Origin of the sequence: Burkholderia sp. B21-005, assembly GCF_020843965.1 — a bacterium.
In the GTDB taxonomy this organism is placed as follows: Bacteria; Pseudomonadota; Gammaproteobacteria; order Burkholderiales; family Burkholderiaceae; genus Burkholderia; species Burkholderia ambifaria.
The window spans coordinates 2,447,453-2,463,212 of the sequence record NZ_CP086302.1; the positions used below are offsets into that span (position 1 = coordinate 2,447,453).

Consider the following 15,760-nt stretch of genomic DNA (forward strand, 5'->3'; position numbering starts at 1 on the left):
GGTCGTGCTTTTCGGGATAAGCCATCGCACCGCCGTTGGCCGTTCGCCTATGAACAGGCACTTCGCCGGTGCCTGCGCCGTGCATCCGGGTGCAGCGCGGCCCGGTTACGGTGCAGTGCAGCATCGACCGCACGCCCATACAACGTATGGAGCTAGGGTTTAGCCGTATGGCACGCTTGTTGCGCTCGCTCACACAATACGGCAGCCCGATCCGTGCCCTTCGGGCGAAAAGCTATTAGAGATTCAAGGAACGCTCCCCATGTCGCCCGACCGCACAGCGTCGCTGTCCCACTTCGCGTTCATGCCTTTGCCGAATTTCACGATGATCGCGTTCACCAATGCGATCGAGGTGCTTCGGATGGCGAACTACCTGAGCGGACAACCGCTCTACCGCTGGTCGGTGATCAGCCCGGAAGGCGGCCCGGTCACGGCGAGCAACGGACTCACGGTCGACACGGGGCCGGCCGAATGCGTGGGGCAGCCGGACATCGTCTTCGTGTGCGGCGGCGTGGACGTGCAGCGCGCGACGACGCCCGCCCATCTGTCGACGCTGCGCCGCTTCGCGCGCATGGGGCTGCCGCTCGGCAGCCTGTGCACGGGCACCTATGCACTCGCGAAGTCGGGGCTGCTCGCGGGCTACGCGTGCGCGATCCATTGGGAAAACATGTCGGCGCTGAAGGAAGAGTTTCCGGACACGCGCTTCCTGAAGGAACTGTTCGTGGTCGACCGCGACCGCATCACGTGCACGGGCGGCGTCGCGCCGCTCGACATGATGCTGAATCTGATCGCCGCGCGCGTGGGCACCGCGCGCGTCACGCAGATCGCCGAACAGTTCATCGTCGAACACGTGCGCGACACGAGCGCGCAACAGCGGATGCCGCTCGTCGCGCGGCTCGGCTCGGCAAACAAGTCGCTGTTCGAAGTGATCTCGCTGATGGAGAACAACATCGAGGAGCCGCTGTCGCGCGAGGAGCTCGCGCGGCTGGCGAACATGTCGCAGCGTCAGCTGCAGCGCCTGTTCCGCGAGCACCTCGGGATGACGCCCACGCACTATTACCTGACGCTGCGGCTACGCCGCGCGCGCGAGCTGCTGCTGCAGACCGACATGTCGATCATGCACATCACGATGGCGTGCGGCTTCCAGTCGGCATGCCACTTCAGCAAGAGCTATCGCGACGCGTTCGGCGTCGCGCCGACGCGCGAGCGTCGCAAGCAGGTCGCACCGCTCGCGCAGGGTGTGACGGGCGGCGGGGCGGCTTTTCCGGCTCATTTGGTTCATATGTGAAGTGGGCATGGCGCGAATAAAAAAAAAGCGGCCTTCAAGGCCGCTTTTCATTTGCGCTTACGATCCCCACACCTGCATTTCATCGAGCGAGTAACCCCACTGCGTCGCGCGCTTCGTACCGAGCATCCGCACGTAGCGGCCCTGCGCGTTGAGGTTCGGCAGCGTAACGTGACCGTACGACACGCCGTTGTTCGTCGAGTAGACCGTCGTCCAGTTCGCGTTGTCGTTCGACGTCTGGATCTGGTAGACGAGCGCACCCGCGTCCCAGTAGAGATCGACGCTGCTGACCTTCTTCACCGCACCGAGATCGACGGAGATCCATTCCGTACCGACGCCTGCGCCTTCCGGCGAATCCCAGCGCGTGCTCGTCGTGTTGCCGTCGAATGCCTTGTCCGGCGTCAGCGACGCGTTGTAGCTCGCCGACGCGGCGGCCGGACGTCCTTGCGACAGCAGCGTCGGCTGCGCGGCCCCCGGGCCGCCGTAGTAGCTCGCGCCGAGCTTCGCCTTGGTCGTATCCGCGTTCACGCCGAATTGCGACAGGCTCCAGCGCTGGCCGGTCGTCACGTCACCCACGTAGATCTGGTAGCCGCCCGCCGTCGTCGACGAGAAGAACACGTAGTTCGTGCCGCTCACCGGTGCCGGGTCCGAGTTGTTGCTCATGCAGTCGTTGATCGGCAGCGCGCTCGGCGTCGACGCCGGGTCCGCGGTCTTCACATAGATCTGGTCGGCGCCGCCGGTGTCCTTCCAGCGTGCATAGAACACCATGCCGTCGCCGCGCACGATCGGGTAGTAGGTCTGCAGCCCGGCCGGATGATCGAATACCGCCGTGGCGCCGGTCGCGAGCGTGCGCTTCATCAGCCCCATGTTCGAGCCGGTGCCCGTCGCGTAGTACACGGCGCTCGCGTCCGGCGCGAGGAACGGCATCGAGTATTCGGCGCCGGCCGGCGCGTTCGTCAGGCTCACGACCGACGTGAACACCGGGCCCGCGCTCGTGTACGACAGCGTGCCCTGCTTCACGTCGCCGTTCTGCTTGAACACGAGCGTCTTGCCGTCGGTGGCGAACTTCGGATCCTCGTTGCGCGTCGCGCCGGTGCTGTTCGTCAGGTTGACGGGCGGCGTGCCGGCGCCGAGCTGCAGCATGAACACGTTCCACGCGCCGTTGCTGAGTCCCATGAACGCGAGCCACTTGCCGTCGGGGCTGAACACGCCGTTCATCGGATCGGTGATGCCCCAGCTGCTCTTGCTCAGTTGCGTGAGCGTGCGGGCGGAAAAGTCGTACAAAAACAGTTGGCTCGTGCCGTCACCGTACTTGACGTAGCTGTGATAGACGAGCTTGCCGGTCAGTGCGCCGGGAAACGACGCGGTGGACTGAGCCGGCGGATTGTTGACGCAGGCCGCCACGGCGGCGCCGCTGAACAGGTCGAGGGCGATGCCGGCCACGAGGCCCGCGACGAGGAACTTGGATTTCACGCTGAATGCTTCCGGATAAGGGTGAGGACGCCGTAGACAAGGTCCCGCACGCGGTGCGCGGGGGGTCACGGATCCGCCCTTCGGGCAGCTTGAACTCCGTATTGACCAGGCTTCGGGAATAAAGCTTGCGGAGAATGCCTGTTCACTGGTCTGAAGAAAAGGATCAGAGTCGGCCGAAAACATGCGGATCAGCAATATGCGGATCAGCGATTGGGGCGGGATTGAACGCGGCGGATGGCGTGCTACTCTTTTTTCATCGACGGCCGCGGTCGGCCGGAGGCCGGGCATGAAGCGATATGCGGCGCTCGCGCAGACGATTGCGGACTCGATCAGGCGTGGCGACCTCGCGGCCGGCGCCCGTATCCCGACCGTGCGCTCGGCGTGCCGCGCCTATCGTGTAAGTCCTTCCACCGTGTTTCGCGCGTACTACACGCTCGAAAGCGAGGGCCTGATCGTCGCGCGCGCGCGTTCCGGGTATTTCGTGGCGAATCTCGACGACAAGCGGGTGCGCACCGGCCAGGACACGCCACGCAAGCCGGGCGCGTCGCCGACCGGCGGCGACACGCTGTTCCGCTTGATGGACTCGCTCAAGCGCGACGACATCGTGCCGCTGGGCTCGGCATTCGCCAGCTATTCGCTGTTTCCGATGAGCAGCCTGTGGCGCTACGCGGCGACGGCAGCCCGCAACATGGACCGCGCGAAACTGCTGGCGGGACTGCCGCCCGGCCACGAAGCGCTGCGCCGCCAGATCGCGCTGCGCTACCTGAACGCGGGCGCGTCATTGCCGATGGAAGAGATCGTCATCACGACCGGCGCGGCCGAAGCGCTGACGTTGAGCCTGCAGGCGCTCACGCGCCCCGGCGACCTCGTCGCGATCGAACGCCCGGCCTTCCCCGCGGCGCTGCAGGCCGTGCAGCGGCTGCATCTGAAGGCCATCGAAATCCCGGTCGACCCGCGCACCGGCCTCGATCTCGACGCACTCGCCGATGCGCTGGACACGCATCCGGTGCGCGCGTGCTGGTTCATGACCTCGTTCCACAACCCGACCGGCGCGACGCTGTCGGACGAGCGCAAGCGCGCACTGATCGACCTGCTCGCGTCGCACCAGGTGCCGCTGATCGAGGACGACGTGTTCGGCGAACTGCATTTCGGCCCGGCGCCCACGCGCCCGGCGAAGCTGTACGACGATAGCGGGCTGGTGCTGCATTGCGGGTCGTTCTCGAAGTGCCTCGCCCCCGGGTTCCGGGTCGGCTGGGTCGCGGCCGGACGCTATGTGGAACAGATCAGGCACGTGAAGAACGCGAGCGCGCCGGCCGCCGACGTGCCCGCGCAGATGGCCGTATCGAGCTACCTGCGCAACGGCGCGTACGACCGCTTCCTGCGCCGGCTCCGGCGCAACCTGGCCGCGCACCAGGCGCAGATGCTGGCCGCCGTTCGCGCGTACTTTCCGCCCGACACGGAGGTGTACGCACCGCGCGGCGGGTATTTCCTGTGGATCGAATTGCCGCCTCACGTGGACGCGATGCAGTTGTTCGACGAAGCGATGGAGAACGGCGTCAGCCTCGCGCCCGGGCCGATCTTTTCCGTGACGGGCGCATTTCACCGTTATGTCCGGCTGAACTATGGCCGGCCCTGGACCCCTGCCGTCGAGGACGCGATGCGAACCATCGGGACGCTCGCCGGACGGCAACGACAGACGAGGTAGCAACACCATGCAAGTCCTGCCCAACCGGAAAGTGCGGACCCGCGACACGCTGCGCGGCGCACTGAACCTGCGTGCCGAGCCGCACGGTGCCGTCAGCCAGCGCTGCCGGGAATGCGGCTTCCTGGCGTTTCGCGCCAGCGAGCAGTGCCCCGTCTGCGGTGTAGGGGACTGGCCGTTCACGCCGCTGCGCGACCGGCGCGGCGATGCGCAGGCCGGGCAGGCCCCGCCCCCGCACGACACGCCGCCGCCGGTCCCCGCGTGGTCGTCGCGCGTCGCGGCCGCGGTGCGCAGCGCCGCGATCCGGCGGCCGCGCGCGTCGAGCGCGCCGCTGATGAGCATCCTGACCGTCGTGCTGATGGTCGGCGGCTATGTGACGTTCGACCGGACATGCCGGGCGGATCCCGTCTGTCGCAGCCCGGCTGCTGCGCCGGGTGCGACGACGATCGACGCGAGCGCGCATGGGGCCGATGCCCCGACGTTGCCGGTCGTGCCCGCGCCCGTCTATGCGTTTCATCGGCCAGACGATACGCCGGCTGCGGCCGAGACGCGGGTTGCGGCCAACGAGACGCTGGTCGCGGCCGACGACACGCAGATCGCGGCCGACCCGCCGCGCGCGGCCGCGCGCTCCACCGCACGCGCGACCACGACACTCGCGCGGCACACGCCACCGGTTCGCGAGCCACAACACGCGCGCAACGGCGTCCGCGTCGCCGACTGGAAAGGCGTCGCGGCCCGACGCACGCATGCGATCCATCGCGTGAGTGTGCATACACGCCACGGGCGCCGCGCCGCGGCGACCGAAATCCAATTGGCCGGGGTCTATCGCGGACACTGAGCGCGCCGCACGCCCACAGCGACAACGGGCGGCACCGTCTCCGGTGCCGCCCGCTTCATGCTCTTCCTGGTTCGTGCGTCAGGCCGCCAGCAAACCGTGCGGATCGATCACGAATTTGCGCGGCGCGCCGCCGTCGAACTTCTTGTAGCCTTCCGGCGCCTGGTCGAGCGAGATCACCTCGACGTTGACGATCTTCGCGATCGGCAGACGGTCGAACAGGATCGCCTGCATCAGGTTGCGGTTGTACTTCAGCACCGGCGTCTGGCCCGTGAAGAACGAGTGCGACTTCGCCCAGCCGAGGCCGAAGCGGATGCTCAGGCTGCCGTGCTGCGCGGCCTTGTCCTTCGCACCCGGATCGTCCGTCACGTACAGGCCGGGGATACCGATCGCGCCGGCCGGACGCGTGATTTCCATCAGCGAGTTCAGCACCGTCGCGGGCGCTTCCTCGGAATGGCCCGACGAACCGTGGCCGTGCGCCTCGAAGCCGACGCAGTCGACCGCGCAGTCGATTTCCGGCACGCCGAGGATCTGCTCGATCTGCTCGCCGAGCGACGCGTCCTTCGACAGGTCGACCGTCTCGAAGCCCATCGCCCGCGCGTGCGCGAGGCGTTCCTCGTTCATGTCGCCGACGATGGTCACTGCCGCGCCCAGCAGGCGCGCCGACGCGGCCGCCGCCATCCCGACCGGGCCCGCGCCCGCGATATAGACCGTCGAGCCCGGCTTCACGCCCGCGCTCACCGCGCCGTGATAACCGGTCGGCAGAATGTCGGACAGGCAGGTCAGGTCGCGAATCTTCGCCATCGCCTGATCGCGGTCCGGGAATTTCAGCAGGTTGAAGTCCGCGTACGGCACGAGCACGTACTCGGCCTGGCCGCCGATCCAGCCGCCCATGTCGACGTAGCCGTATGCGCCGCCGGCACGCGACGGGTTCACGTTCAGGCACACGCCCGTATGCGTGTCCTTGCACATCGCGCAGCGTCCGCACGCGACGTTGAACGGCACCGACACGAGATCGCCGAGCTTCAGCGTCTCGACGTCGCGGCCCACCTCGACCACTTCGCCGGTGATCTCGTGACCGAGCACGAGGCCGACCGGGGCGGTCGTGCGGCCGCGCACCATGTGCTGGTCGGAACCGCAGATGTTCGTGCTCACCACTTTCAGGATCACACCGTGGCCGATCGCGCGGCCGGTCGGATCGACCATTTTCGGATAATCGATCTTCTGTACTTCGACCTTGCCCGGCCCAAGATAGACGACACCTCGATTGCTGCTCATCGTATTGTCTCCATGTCTCGTTGGATGGCGCCGCGGTGCGCCGGCGGGTGCGGCGCTTACGCAACGTGCTGTTCGAGAGTAGTCCCGGAGGCGGGGGCGCCGATGTCTCAAACCCGACATGCGTTTGATCGGTGCCGACATCGATGGCGCAAACGCGAAAGTCGGGCCGGAAAGCGGCCGGAAGGCAGTACCGTGGAAGACGTGGCACGCGCGGGCCGCAAAGGCCGGCCGGTTCAAGTGATCGGGGCGGCCCGCCCCGCCGGCCGGGCGCGCGTTATCCGCCCTGGTTCTCGCGGATGATCGCGGCGGCAGCCGCTTGCGCGTCGCTCGCGACGCCGTCGTGCATGCGCGTGCTGACGGCCGGCGTCGGCGGCTCGCTGTCGAGCGCATGGCCGTCGCGGTTGCGCGTATCGACGGTGGCGCGCATCGACAACCCGACCCTGAGCGGATGCGCGGCCAGGTCGCGGGGATCGATCGCGATCACGACCGGCACCCGCTGCACGACCTTGATCCAGTTGCCGGCCGCGTTCTGCGACGGCAGCATCGAGAACGCACTGCCGGTGCCGGCCGAGAAGCCCTGCACGCGGCCGCGATAGACGACCCGCGAGCCGTACAGGTCCGACACCACGTCGACCGGCTGGCCGATGCGCATGTGGCGAATCTGCCCTTCCTTGAAGTTCGCTTCGATCCACAGCCGGTTCAGCTGCACGATCGACATCAGCGGCACGCCGGGCCCGACCTGCTGGCCGACCTGCACCGAACGCTGGCCGACCGTGCCGTCGACCGGCGCGACGATCGTCGTGCGCTTCAGGTTCCGGTACGCGAGCCTGAACTGCGCGGCCGCCTGCACGACGGCCGGGCTTTCGTCGACCGGCAGCTTGCTGCCGAGCGCCCGCGCCGCTTCGAGCTGCGCCTGCGCGGCCGCGAGGTTCGCCTGGGCGCCGGCGACCGCCGCGCGGGCGCGCGCCAGTTCCTCCGCCGCGACGATCTCGACCGATGCGCCCGAACGCGCGGCGAGCGCGCGCTGCGCGAGCGACAGGTCGGCCTGGCGCGCGTTCACGGCTTCCACATACATCGTGTTCGAGATCTTCGCGTTCGCGACCTGCCGCACGGCCTGCACGAGCTGCGCCTTCGCCTGCGCGAATGCGACGGACGCTTCGGTGTCGTCGAGCCGCACGAGCGTCTGCCCGGCGCGCACGGCCTGCGTATCGGCGACCAGCACGTCGGTCACGGCGCCCGGGATCTGCGCGGCGACCTGCACGATGCTGCCCGCGACGTACGCGTCGTCGGTGTCCTCGTCATAGCGGTCGTGCAGCAGCCAGAACGCGATCCACACGATCGCGGCCAGCAGCACGACCGCGAAGAACAGCGTGAAGCGCTTGCGGCGGGTCGCCCGGCGCGCGTCGAGTGCCGGATCGTTCAGTGCGGCCGGCTGTGCGGCGGTATGTAGGTTGTCGTGGTGCATCAGTCGCTTTGCGTAACGATCAGGCGGTCATGCTGGAACAGCGGGATCGCGCTTACGCGCGGGTCGGCCGAGACGATGGGTACCGCGCTGCGCGTGCCAGTGCTCACGCTGGCGCTATCGGCCGTCGCACTGCGCGGCGTCACGATCGCCGCCGGCGGGTCGATTGGCGCGGCGCCATTGACGAACGTGGCCGCGCGACGTGCTTCCGTGCCGGCGTTCGTCGCGTTGCGCGCCGCCGCGTTCGCCATCGCGCCGCGCTTCGGCCGCGCGCCTTGCGCGGTACGTGTCGCGACCGGCGACGTCGATGCCGACGCCATCGCCGCGCTCGCATCGAACCCACCGCCGAGCGCGCCGACCAGCCCGACGCGCAGCGTCCGCTGCCGCCCGAGCAGCGCGATCAGCTGCGCGCGCTCGTCGATCAGCGTGAGGTCCGCGACATCGACGTCCTTCTGCATCAGCACGCCGCGGCGATGGCGGTCGGCCGCGATCTGCACGATCTTCTGCGCGGCGGCGACGGCGTCCTGCTGCTGTGCGACGAGCATCTGTGCGGTCTGCAGCGACGTGACGATCTGCGCGACCTGCCCGAGCGCGTCGTCGACGGTCTTGTTGTACAGCCCGATCGCGACGTCCGCCTGCGCGACGTCCGCGCCGAGCTTCGCCTTCAGCCGGCCGCGATCGAACACCGGCAGCGAGATCGCCGGGCCGACGGAGCCGGCGATCGCGTCGCGCGAGAACAGCGACGCGGGCGTCAGCGCGAACACGCCGCCGAGCGCGACGAGGTTCACGTCCGGATAGAACTGCGCGCGCGTGGAATCGGCATTCGCGAACGCGGCTTCGACCCTCAGGCGCGCGGCGACGATGTCGGGCCGGCGGCCGAGCAGGTCGGCCGGCAGCCGCGCGGGCAGCGCGCCGCCGGGGAAGGCGCCGACGCGCGGCCGCTGCAGCGAGAGCCCACGCTCGGGCCCGCGACCGGACAGCACGCCGAGCTGCAATTGCGCGAGCTTGATCTGCTCGTCGTTCAGCGCCATCTGTTCGAGCAGGCGGCTGCGCTTGATCGACGCGTCGCTCGCGTCGTACGCGTTGTCGAGGCCGCGCGCGGTGCGCTCGCGCAGCACGGCCGTCACGCGCTGGCTGATCTTCAGCTTCTGCTGCAGCAGGTCGCGCACCGCGTACGCCTGGTCGAGCTGGCAATACACGGTGACGATCGCGACCGCGAGCGTGAGCCGAACCTGCTCGGCCTCGACGCCGGTCGCGTCGCGCAGCGACATCAGGCTCTTCGTCGCCGCGCGGTTCTTGCCCCACAGGTCGAGCTGGTAGTTCAGCCCGACGAATACCGACGACGGCGACACGACCGGATCGCCGAAGATCTCGACCGGCACGCGATAGCCGCCGACGGACACGTCGGCGACGTCGCCCGGCTTCGGCATCCGCGCGCGGCTGACCGTCGCGCCGGCCGTGCCGGTCAGCCCGGTCAGCGAATCGAATTGCCGAAGCTGCGCCTGCGCGATCCGCAGCCGCGCCTGCGCGACCTGCAGGTCGGGATTGTTCCGCGACGCCTCCGTCACCAGTTCGTCGAGCTGCGGATCCTGCAGTTGCTTCACCCAGTCGGGTGCGGGCCACGCGCCGTCCACGCCGGGGCCCGCGGTGTGCGCCAGCGCGTCGCCGGCCGGTGCCCGCAGCGACAGCGACGGCAGGAACCCCGACGGCACGCAACCGCCCAGCGCCAGCAGCGCGGCCGCCGCGAGCATCGTCCAGCCGCCCTGCCCGCCGCGCGCCGGTCGCGCCGCTTTCGTGATGCGTTCCATCGCTTCCCTCAACCCTGCTGGACGCGCTGCGCGCGGGCGGCCAGACGCGGCCGCGTGCGCTCGAGCGGACCAAGCCGGCCGAGCAGGCCGTCCGCGATGCCGAACAGGATGCCGGCGAGCTTGTCGCGCTTGTCGCGCTCGACGAGCGCGATCTGCACGACCTGCCACACGGTCAGCAGGTTCGGCACGATCGCCACCGGAAAGCGCAGCCCGTACTGCATCCCGAGCTGCACCGCATTGCGCGCGCTGTAGTAGCGCCGTTGCCACGAGTGATTCATCGACGTCATTTCAAAAGGGCCGAATGCATGCCGCTGCTTCGCGCCGATCCGGTGCGGCAGCACCAGCGACGGCACGACATAGAGCGGCACGTTGCGCGCGAGCGCGCGGAAGCTGTACTCGGTGTCGACGTGATCGATGAACAGCGTCTCGTCGAAGCGGCCGAGCAGGTCGAACGCGGCGCGCGACACGACGCAGCCCGACGAGATCAGGAACGCGCAGCGCTGCAGCGGCGCGTCGGGCGCGAGGCGCAGCCGGCGCAGCGAGATCCCGTTCGTCGCGAGTTCGGGCAGGAAGCTGCGCGCGTTCTCGTCGAAGATGCGCGGGCCGGCGAGGAATGCACGCCCCGCGAGCCGCGCGCACGCGTCGCGCATCGTCGCGAAGTAACCGGCCGGCACCGACGAATCCTGATCGAACAACGCAACGGCATCGATGTTCCGCTGAAACAGCGCCGCGAGCCCGGCGTTGTACGCGCCGGCGATCCCGCCGTGGTTGCCGTGATGCAGCAGCGCGATGCCGTCGCGCGCGCACAGCGCGCGGGCGCGCGCATCGGGCTGCGGCGTGTTGTCGACGACGAGCAGCGCGTCGCACGCGTGCCGCCACGCGCCGAGCGCCGCGAGCTGCGCGTCGGTCGGGTGATACAGGATCACGAGTGCGCCGAGTGTCGTCATGCCCCTCTCCTCAATGTCCGAGCGAAACCGCGGCGCCGCGCTTCGGCCGCGTCAGCCACATCATCGCGGCGAGCACGACGCAGGTCACGCTCGCCATCCAGAACATGTCGCCGGTCGCCATCATGTAGGCCTGCTGCATCACGACCTGGTGCAGCGTGGATAGCTCGCGCACGCCATCCACGCCCATCGCGTTCAGCGTGTGCACGAAGCGCTGCGTGTTCGTCGATGCGTGCGTGACCGATTGCGACACGACGTCGTAGTGATAGGTCGCGCGGTTGTCCCACAGCGTCACGCTCATCGCGGTGCCGAACGCGGCGGACAGCGTGCGCAGGAAGTTCGACAGGCTCGACGCGGCCGCGAGCCGGTCGTCCGGAATGCGCGACAGCGTCGCGGCCGTCAGCGGAATGAAGAAGCACGGCAGTCCGATCCCCTGGATCAGCCCGGGCGCGGCGATCTGTGCGAACGTCATCTTCAGCGTGAAATGCGCGTCCCAGGCGAGCACGGCCGCGAACACGAGGAAGCCGAACGTCGCGAGCACGCGTGCATCGAAGCGGTGCGCATGCAGGCCGACGAGAATCGAGAACACGAGCGCGAGCACGCCGAGCGAGGCGGTAGCGAGGCCCGCATGAAACGCGTTGTAGCCCATCACCGCCTGCATCCACAGCGGAAACACGACGCCCACCACCGAGAAGCTCATCATCCCGAGCGAGATGATCAGCACGCAGAACGAAAACGTGCGGTCGCGAAACAGGCTCAGGTCGACGACCGGATGCGCTTCGCCCGCCTCCCAGATCAGCAGCGACACGATCGCGAGCCCGGCGACCACCGCGAGCGTGACGATCAGCGGCGAATCGAACCAGCCCTTGTCGTGACCGAGATCGAGCATCGCCTGCAGCGAGCCGACGCCGATCACGAGCAGCACGATGCCCGGCACGTCGATCGGTCCGGCCGCGCCGCGCTGCGTATCGGGGCGCAGCATCGCGGTGCACACGGCGAACGCGAACAGCCCGATCGGCAGATTGATCAGGAAGATCCACGGCCACGAGAAGCTGTCGACGATCCAGCCGCCGACCACCGGCCCGAAGATCGGCGCGAGCAGCACCGTCATCGCCCACAGCGCGAGCGCGACGGTGCGCTTGTCCGGCGGGAACGTGCGCAGCAGGATCGTCTGCGACAGCGGCACCATCGGCCCCGAGCACAGCCCCTGCAATGCGCGGCAGACCACCAGCACGTGCAGGTCGCGTGCGAGCCCGCACAGCAGCGACGTCAGCGTGAACAGCAGCACCGCGCCGACGAACAGCCGCCGCTCGCCGACGCGGCGCGCGAGCCAGCCGGTCAGCGGCACCGCGATCGCGGCCGCGACCGAATACGAGCTGATCACCCAGGTGCCCTGGCTGTTCGACACGCCGAGACTGCCGGAGATCGCCGGCACCGCGACGTTCGTCACGGTCGAGTCGAGCACTTCGATGAAGGTCGCGAGCGACAGCGCGAACGTCAGGAGCGCGAGCCGGGCGCCGCGCACCGGTGCCGCGGCAGGCGCCGCGTCGACCGCGTCGAAAGCGGCGGGCGCGGCTGCGTCCTGAAGCGGCGATGCCGTGCTCATGCGCCCGCCATCGCGACCGCGGCCGGCGAGATCGCGCGGCCGCGTTTCGGTGCAAGGCGCTCGATGAAATCGGCGGCCGTCGCGCAGCCGTCCGGCGCGGCGTTGATCAGCGCCCGCGCGCGCTCCGCATACACGGCGAATTCGGGCTCGTTCAGTACGCGCATGAGCGCCGCACCGAGCCGCGCGCCGTCGACCGGCGCGTCGAGGCGTACGCCGGCACCGCTCGTCGCGACACGCTGCGCATTGTCGAACTGGTCGTGCGCGAACGGTGTCACGACCTGCGGGATGCCGGCTTCGAACGCGAGCGCCGCGGTGCCGATCCCGCCGTGATGCACGAGTGCGCGGCAGCGCGGCAGCAACGTGCGCATCGGCACGAAGCGGCGCACCAGCAGCCGGTCGCCGTCCGGTGCCGCATCGTGCGGGCTCAGCAGGATGCCGCGCGCGCCGGTCGCGCGCATCGCATCGGCAACCGCACGCGCATACGCGGCGTGATCGACGAGGGTCGAGCCGGCCGTGAACACCACGGGCGGCTCGCCGGCCGCGAGAAACGCGTCGAGCGCGGGATCGTCGTCAGGTGTCGCGACATCGTTGAACAACGGAAAGCCGCTTTGCAGAAGACGGGCCGGCCAGTCGCGCTGCGCCGGCGCGAACCAGTCGGGAAACAGGCACAGCACGCCATCGGTCGAATGCAGCCAGCGGCCCAGCACGCGCCGCGCGGGCGCGAGCCCGAGGTCGCGGCGCACCGCATTGAGCGCCGGCCCGCACACGCGGTCGAGCACCTGCCGCTCGATCAGCGTCATCAGCGTCGCCTTCACCGGCAGCGGCCAGCGTGCGGGAATCGTCAGGCGCGGATGCGTCGGCGGCACGTGCGCGGACAGCAGCGTCGACGGCGACACCTGCACCGACACGTACGGCGTGCCGTGCCGCTCCTGCATGAAGCGCGCGGAAAACGCCCACAGCGTGCCGACCAGCACGGTGTCGCGATCGGTCAGTGCGCACAGCGCGTCGTAATGCGGGCGCAGCACGGGGGCGATCACCTGCCACAGCGTGCGAAACGACGTGCGCGGATCCCACAGCGCCGGGTTCGCCATCGCGGCCTCGTACTCGGCCGCGGTGCCGACCGGCACGAACGCGAAACCGCAGCGGCGCACGGTCGCCTCGAACGGCGGATGCGTGCAGAACACGACCTCGTGGCCGCGCATCGCGAGCGCGCGCGCGACGCCGAGCAGCGGATGCACGTCGCCCGCCGAGCCGATCGCGGTCACGATCATCTTCGCCATCGCGCGCCTCGCGGAAAGATCAGTAGAAACCGGGGATCAGCGCCGCGACTTCGCGACGGTACTGCGCGTATGCCGGCCCGAAATGGCCGGTCAGCCAGCTCTCCTCGACGCGCACCTTGTACGCGAGCGACGCGAACACGAGCGCGACGCCGAACGCGCCGCGCCACTCGCCGCCGATCAGCGCGGCGCCCACCAGCGCGATCAGGCAGCCGGTGTAGATCGGATGACGCACGAGGCCATACGGGCCGGTGCGGACGAGTTCGTGGTTCTCCTTCAGCGTGACGGACACGCTCCAGTTCGTGCCGAGATGCAGCCGCGCCCACACCGAGAACAACAGGCCCGCGACCAGCACCGCGAGCCCGCACTGGGCCTGCAGGCCGAAGCGCTGCCAGTCCGGCACCCACGCGCGCAGGGTCAGGTCGGGCAGGATGATCAGCGCGCCGCCGACGATCAGCGGAATCGACTGCAGCGTGCGCGAGCGCGACGCCTCCTTGCGCACGGTCGTCTTCACGGCCTGCGACGTCATGATCCAGTAGGCGAGCCACGCGGCCCACGGAACGACGATGGCGATGGTCTGAACGATATTCACGGCTGGCCTGCCTCGTGTGGATGAGAATTCGGATGCGCGCGGCGTGCGCGGTGCGCGACGTGCCGCGTCACGACGACATGGCCGGCATCGGCGCGGACACGCACGCGTGTGCGGCGCCGAGCCCGATGCCCGCGGCAACGGGCGGCGCGTCGCAGAAGAAGCCGAGCAGCGCGGCACGCGTGGCCTCGCGCTGCGCGCGGCCTTCGATGTCGAGAAAATGGCCGGCGTCGGGAATCGTCCCGAAGCGCGCACGCGGCACGTGCGCGGCGAGCTGGCGGACGTCGGCCGGCGTCGTGTATTCATCGCGCTCGCCGTTCACGAACAGCAGCTCGGCGCCGATGTTCGAGAACTCGCTCAGGTAGCGCTCCGGCTGCAGCGACAGGATCTGGTCGACGTGGAACGCGACCTGATCCTGCTCGTCGCGCGGCAGGCGCGTCAGGTAGCGGTAGTTGTACAGCTTCATGATGCGCGGCAGGTAGCGGCCGACCGTGTCGTTCAGCAACTGCGCGGCCTTCAGGTTCTCGCCGGCCGCGATGTGGTCGCGGGCGCGCGTCACGTAGTCGACCATCGCGTCGTTCAGGAACGGCGAGAACGAACAGATCGCCGCGCGCCGCACGCTCGGGCAGCCGCGCGCGAGCGCGAACAGCGACGCGACGCCGCCCCACGACACCGACACGAGGAACGCGGGCGCGAAGCGCTCGACCAGATGCTGGAGGATCGCGGCCTCGTCGTCCTTCGTCAGGATGAAGCAGCCGGGGTTGTGCTGGCGCGACTGCCCGGCATACGGCAGGTCGAAGCAGATCGTGTTCATCCGCTCGCCGAGATACTGGACGGTCTGGCCGAACGACGCGGTCGTCGCGAGCGCGCCGTTGACGAGCATCGCCGTGTCGAATGACGGGTCGAACACGTTCCGTTCGACGTAGACCTTCAGACCATTCGGTAGCGGGACCACGTGTTTTTCGGTCGGCATCGTCGTTCTCCGGTGGATGCGGCGTCTCGGCGTCGCGGCATGCTGCAGGTGCGCAATGGCGGGCGCCGACCGTGTTCCGGTCGTTGACCGCGCCCATTGCCGACGCACCGCGGAAAATACCCGCGGCGCCGATTCATTCCTTGTGGTGCGGCGCCATACTAATACGGGCAATATTACTTACTCAAGTCACTTCAACGATTCCCTCTACTCCACCCGGGAATACATGCGATTCAAATTTTTTCAGCATTTTTTATGGTAGGAGGAATCTGACGAAAGGAGATCGCAATCGTTTGCGCACGCGTCATGAAATGGGCCGCATTGCTCACAATACCCTTTAAATTCAATCACATAATTCGATTCAATCGCCTGATTGAAACGAATTTCCAGAAATTATAAGTCTCATCATCAGCAATTCGGATTTCCGAATTCAAGCATTTCTCACATAGCTCGACATTCTTTCGACATGTAATAAATCGAATCCGGAAACTGTCGCAACTATTGCATCGGCTTTTCCCGATCCGTTTTAAACAA

12 protein-coding genes are annotated in these 15,760 nt (G+C 68.5%); 3 read left to right on the top strand and 9 right to left on the bottom strand.

Annotated elements, in window-relative coordinates:
• The first annotated feature begins 259 nt into the window (after window positions 1-259).
• The gene (locus tag LMA02_RS27520) at window positions 260-1,285 is read left to right on the top strand and encodes a GlxA family transcriptional regulator (RefSeq protein WP_228908303.1); all 1,026 of its coding nucleotides are present in this window, start codon (window positions 260-262) and stop codon (window positions 1,283-1,285) included.
• 57 nt (window positions 1,286-1,342) lie between these two features.
• On the opposite strand, the gene LMA02_RS27525 is transcribed toward LMA02_RS27520, so the two are convergent.
• Entirely contained in the window at window positions 1,343-2,755 is a 1,413-nt protein-coding gene (locus tag LMA02_RS27525; RefSeq protein WP_228908304.1) for a discoidin domain-containing protein, read from the bottom strand.
• A 286-nt stretch (window positions 2,756-3,041) separates the two neighbouring features.
• Here LMA02_RS27525 and LMA02_RS27530 point away from each other — a divergent pair, with 286 nt between their 5' ends.
• Window positions 3,042-4,460, top strand: a complete 1,419-nt coding sequence (locus LMA02_RS27530; RefSeq protein WP_228908305.1) for a PLP-dependent aminotransferase family protein — start codon at window positions 3,042-3,044, stop codon at window positions 4,458-4,460.
• 7 nt (window positions 4,461-4,467) lie between these two features.
• Window positions 4,468-5,295 carry an ATP-dependent serine protease gene (locus LMA02_RS27535; protein ID WP_228908306.1) on the top strand — a complete coding sequence of 276 codons (828 nt, stop codon included), beginning with the start codon at window positions 4,468-4,470 and terminating at the stop codon, window positions 5,293-5,295.
• A 78-nt stretch (window positions 5,296-5,373) separates the two neighbouring features.
• On the opposite strand, the gene fdhA is transcribed toward LMA02_RS27535, so the two are convergent.
• From fdhA to LMA02_RS27575, 8 genes are all read right to left on the bottom strand, one after another.
• Window positions 5,374-6,570 carry a formaldehyde dehydrogenase, glutathione-independent gene (gene fdhA / locus LMA02_RS27540; RefSeq protein WP_006755768.1) on the bottom strand — a complete coding sequence of 399 codons (1,197 nt, stop codon included), beginning with the start codon at window positions 6,568-6,570 and terminating at the stop codon, window positions 5,374-5,376.
• Window positions 6,571-6,844: 274 nt separating this feature from the next.
• Window positions 6,845-8,035 carry an HlyD family efflux transporter periplasmic adaptor subunit gene (locus tag LMA02_RS27545; RefSeq protein WP_228908307.1) on the bottom strand — a complete coding sequence of 397 codons (1,191 nt, stop codon included), beginning with the start codon at window positions 8,033-8,035 and terminating at the stop codon, window positions 6,845-6,847.
• A complete protein-coding gene (locus LMA02_RS27550) occupies window positions 8,035-9,840 on the bottom strand; it encodes an efflux transporter outer membrane subunit (RefSeq protein WP_228908308.1) in 1,806 nt (601 codons plus the stop codon). Before LMA02_RS27550 ends, LMA02_RS27545 begins: the two co-directional genes overlap by 1 nt.
• Before the next feature lie 8 nt (window positions 9,841-9,848).
• On the bottom strand, window positions 9,849-10,787 hold the full coding sequence (locus tag LMA02_RS27555) for a glycosyltransferase family 2 protein (protein WP_228908309.1): 939 nt from the start codon (window positions 10,785-10,787) through the stop codon (window positions 9,849-9,851).
• A gap of 10 nt (window positions 10,788-10,797) precedes the next feature.
• The gene (locus LMA02_RS27560) at window positions 10,798-12,390 is read right to left on the bottom strand and encodes a DHA2 family efflux MFS transporter permease subunit (protein WP_228908310.1); all 1,593 of its coding nucleotides are present in this window, start codon (window positions 12,388-12,390) and stop codon (window positions 10,798-10,800) included.
• Window positions 12,387-13,670: a glycosyltransferase gene (locus LMA02_RS27565; RefSeq protein ID WP_228908311.1), complete on the bottom strand. Its 1,284-nt coding sequence runs from the start codon at window positions 13,668-13,670 to the stop codon at window positions 12,387-12,389. Before LMA02_RS27565 ends, LMA02_RS27560 begins: the two co-directional genes overlap by 4 nt.
• 19 nt (window positions 13,671-13,689) lie before the next feature.
• Window positions 13,690-14,259 carry a methyltransferase family protein gene (locus tag LMA02_RS27570; protein ID WP_212084828.1) on the bottom strand — a complete coding sequence of 190 codons (570 nt, stop codon included), beginning with the start codon at window positions 14,257-14,259 and terminating at the stop codon, window positions 13,690-13,692.
• A 67-nt stretch (window positions 14,260-14,326) separates the two neighbouring features.
• Complete coding sequence (locus tag LMA02_RS27575; RefSeq protein WP_166722529.1) at window positions 14,327-15,229, bottom strand: alpha/beta fold hydrolase; 903 nt, start codon at window positions 15,227-15,229, stop codon at window positions 14,327-14,329.
• Between the last annotated feature and the right edge of the window lie 531 nt (window positions 15,230-15,760).

Coding starts and splice junctions, on each gene's coding strand:
- fdhA (WP_006755768.1), bottom strand. CDS start 6,570: ATGAGCAGCAATCGAGGTGTCGTCTATCTTGGGCCGGGCAAGGTCGAA.
- LMA02_RS27575 (WP_166722529.1), bottom strand. CDS start 15,229: ATGCCGACCGAAAAACACGTGGTCCCGCTACCGAATGGTCTGAAGGTC.
- LMA02_RS27555 (WP_228908309.1), bottom strand. CDS start 10,787: ATGACGACACTCGGCGCACTCGTGATCCTGTATCACCCGACCGACGCG.
- LMA02_RS27530 (WP_228908305.1), top strand. CDS start 3,042: ATGAAGCGATATGCGGCGCTCGCGCAGACGATTGCGGACTCGATCAGG.
- LMA02_RS27535 (WP_228908306.1), top strand. CDS start 4,468: ATGCAAGTCCTGCCCAACCGGAAAGTGCGGACCCGCGACACGCTGCGC.
- LMA02_RS27545 (WP_228908307.1), bottom strand. CDS start 8,035: ATGCACCACGACAACCTACATACCGCCGCACAGCCGGCCGCACTGAAC.
- LMA02_RS27550 (WP_228908308.1), bottom strand. CDS start 9,840: ATGGAACGCATCACGAAAGCGGCGCGACCGGCGCGCGGCGGGCAGGGC.
- LMA02_RS27560 (WP_228908310.1), bottom strand. CDS start 12,390: ATGAGCACGGCATCGCCGCTTCAGGACGCAGCCGCGCCCGCCGCTTTC.
- LMA02_RS27520 (WP_228908303.1), top strand. CDS start 260: ATGTCGCCCGACCGCACAGCGTCGCTGTCCCACTTCGCGTTCATGCCT.
- LMA02_RS27565 (WP_228908311.1), bottom strand. CDS start 13,670: ATGGCGAAGATGATCGTGACCGCGATCGGCTCGGCGGGCGACGTGCAT.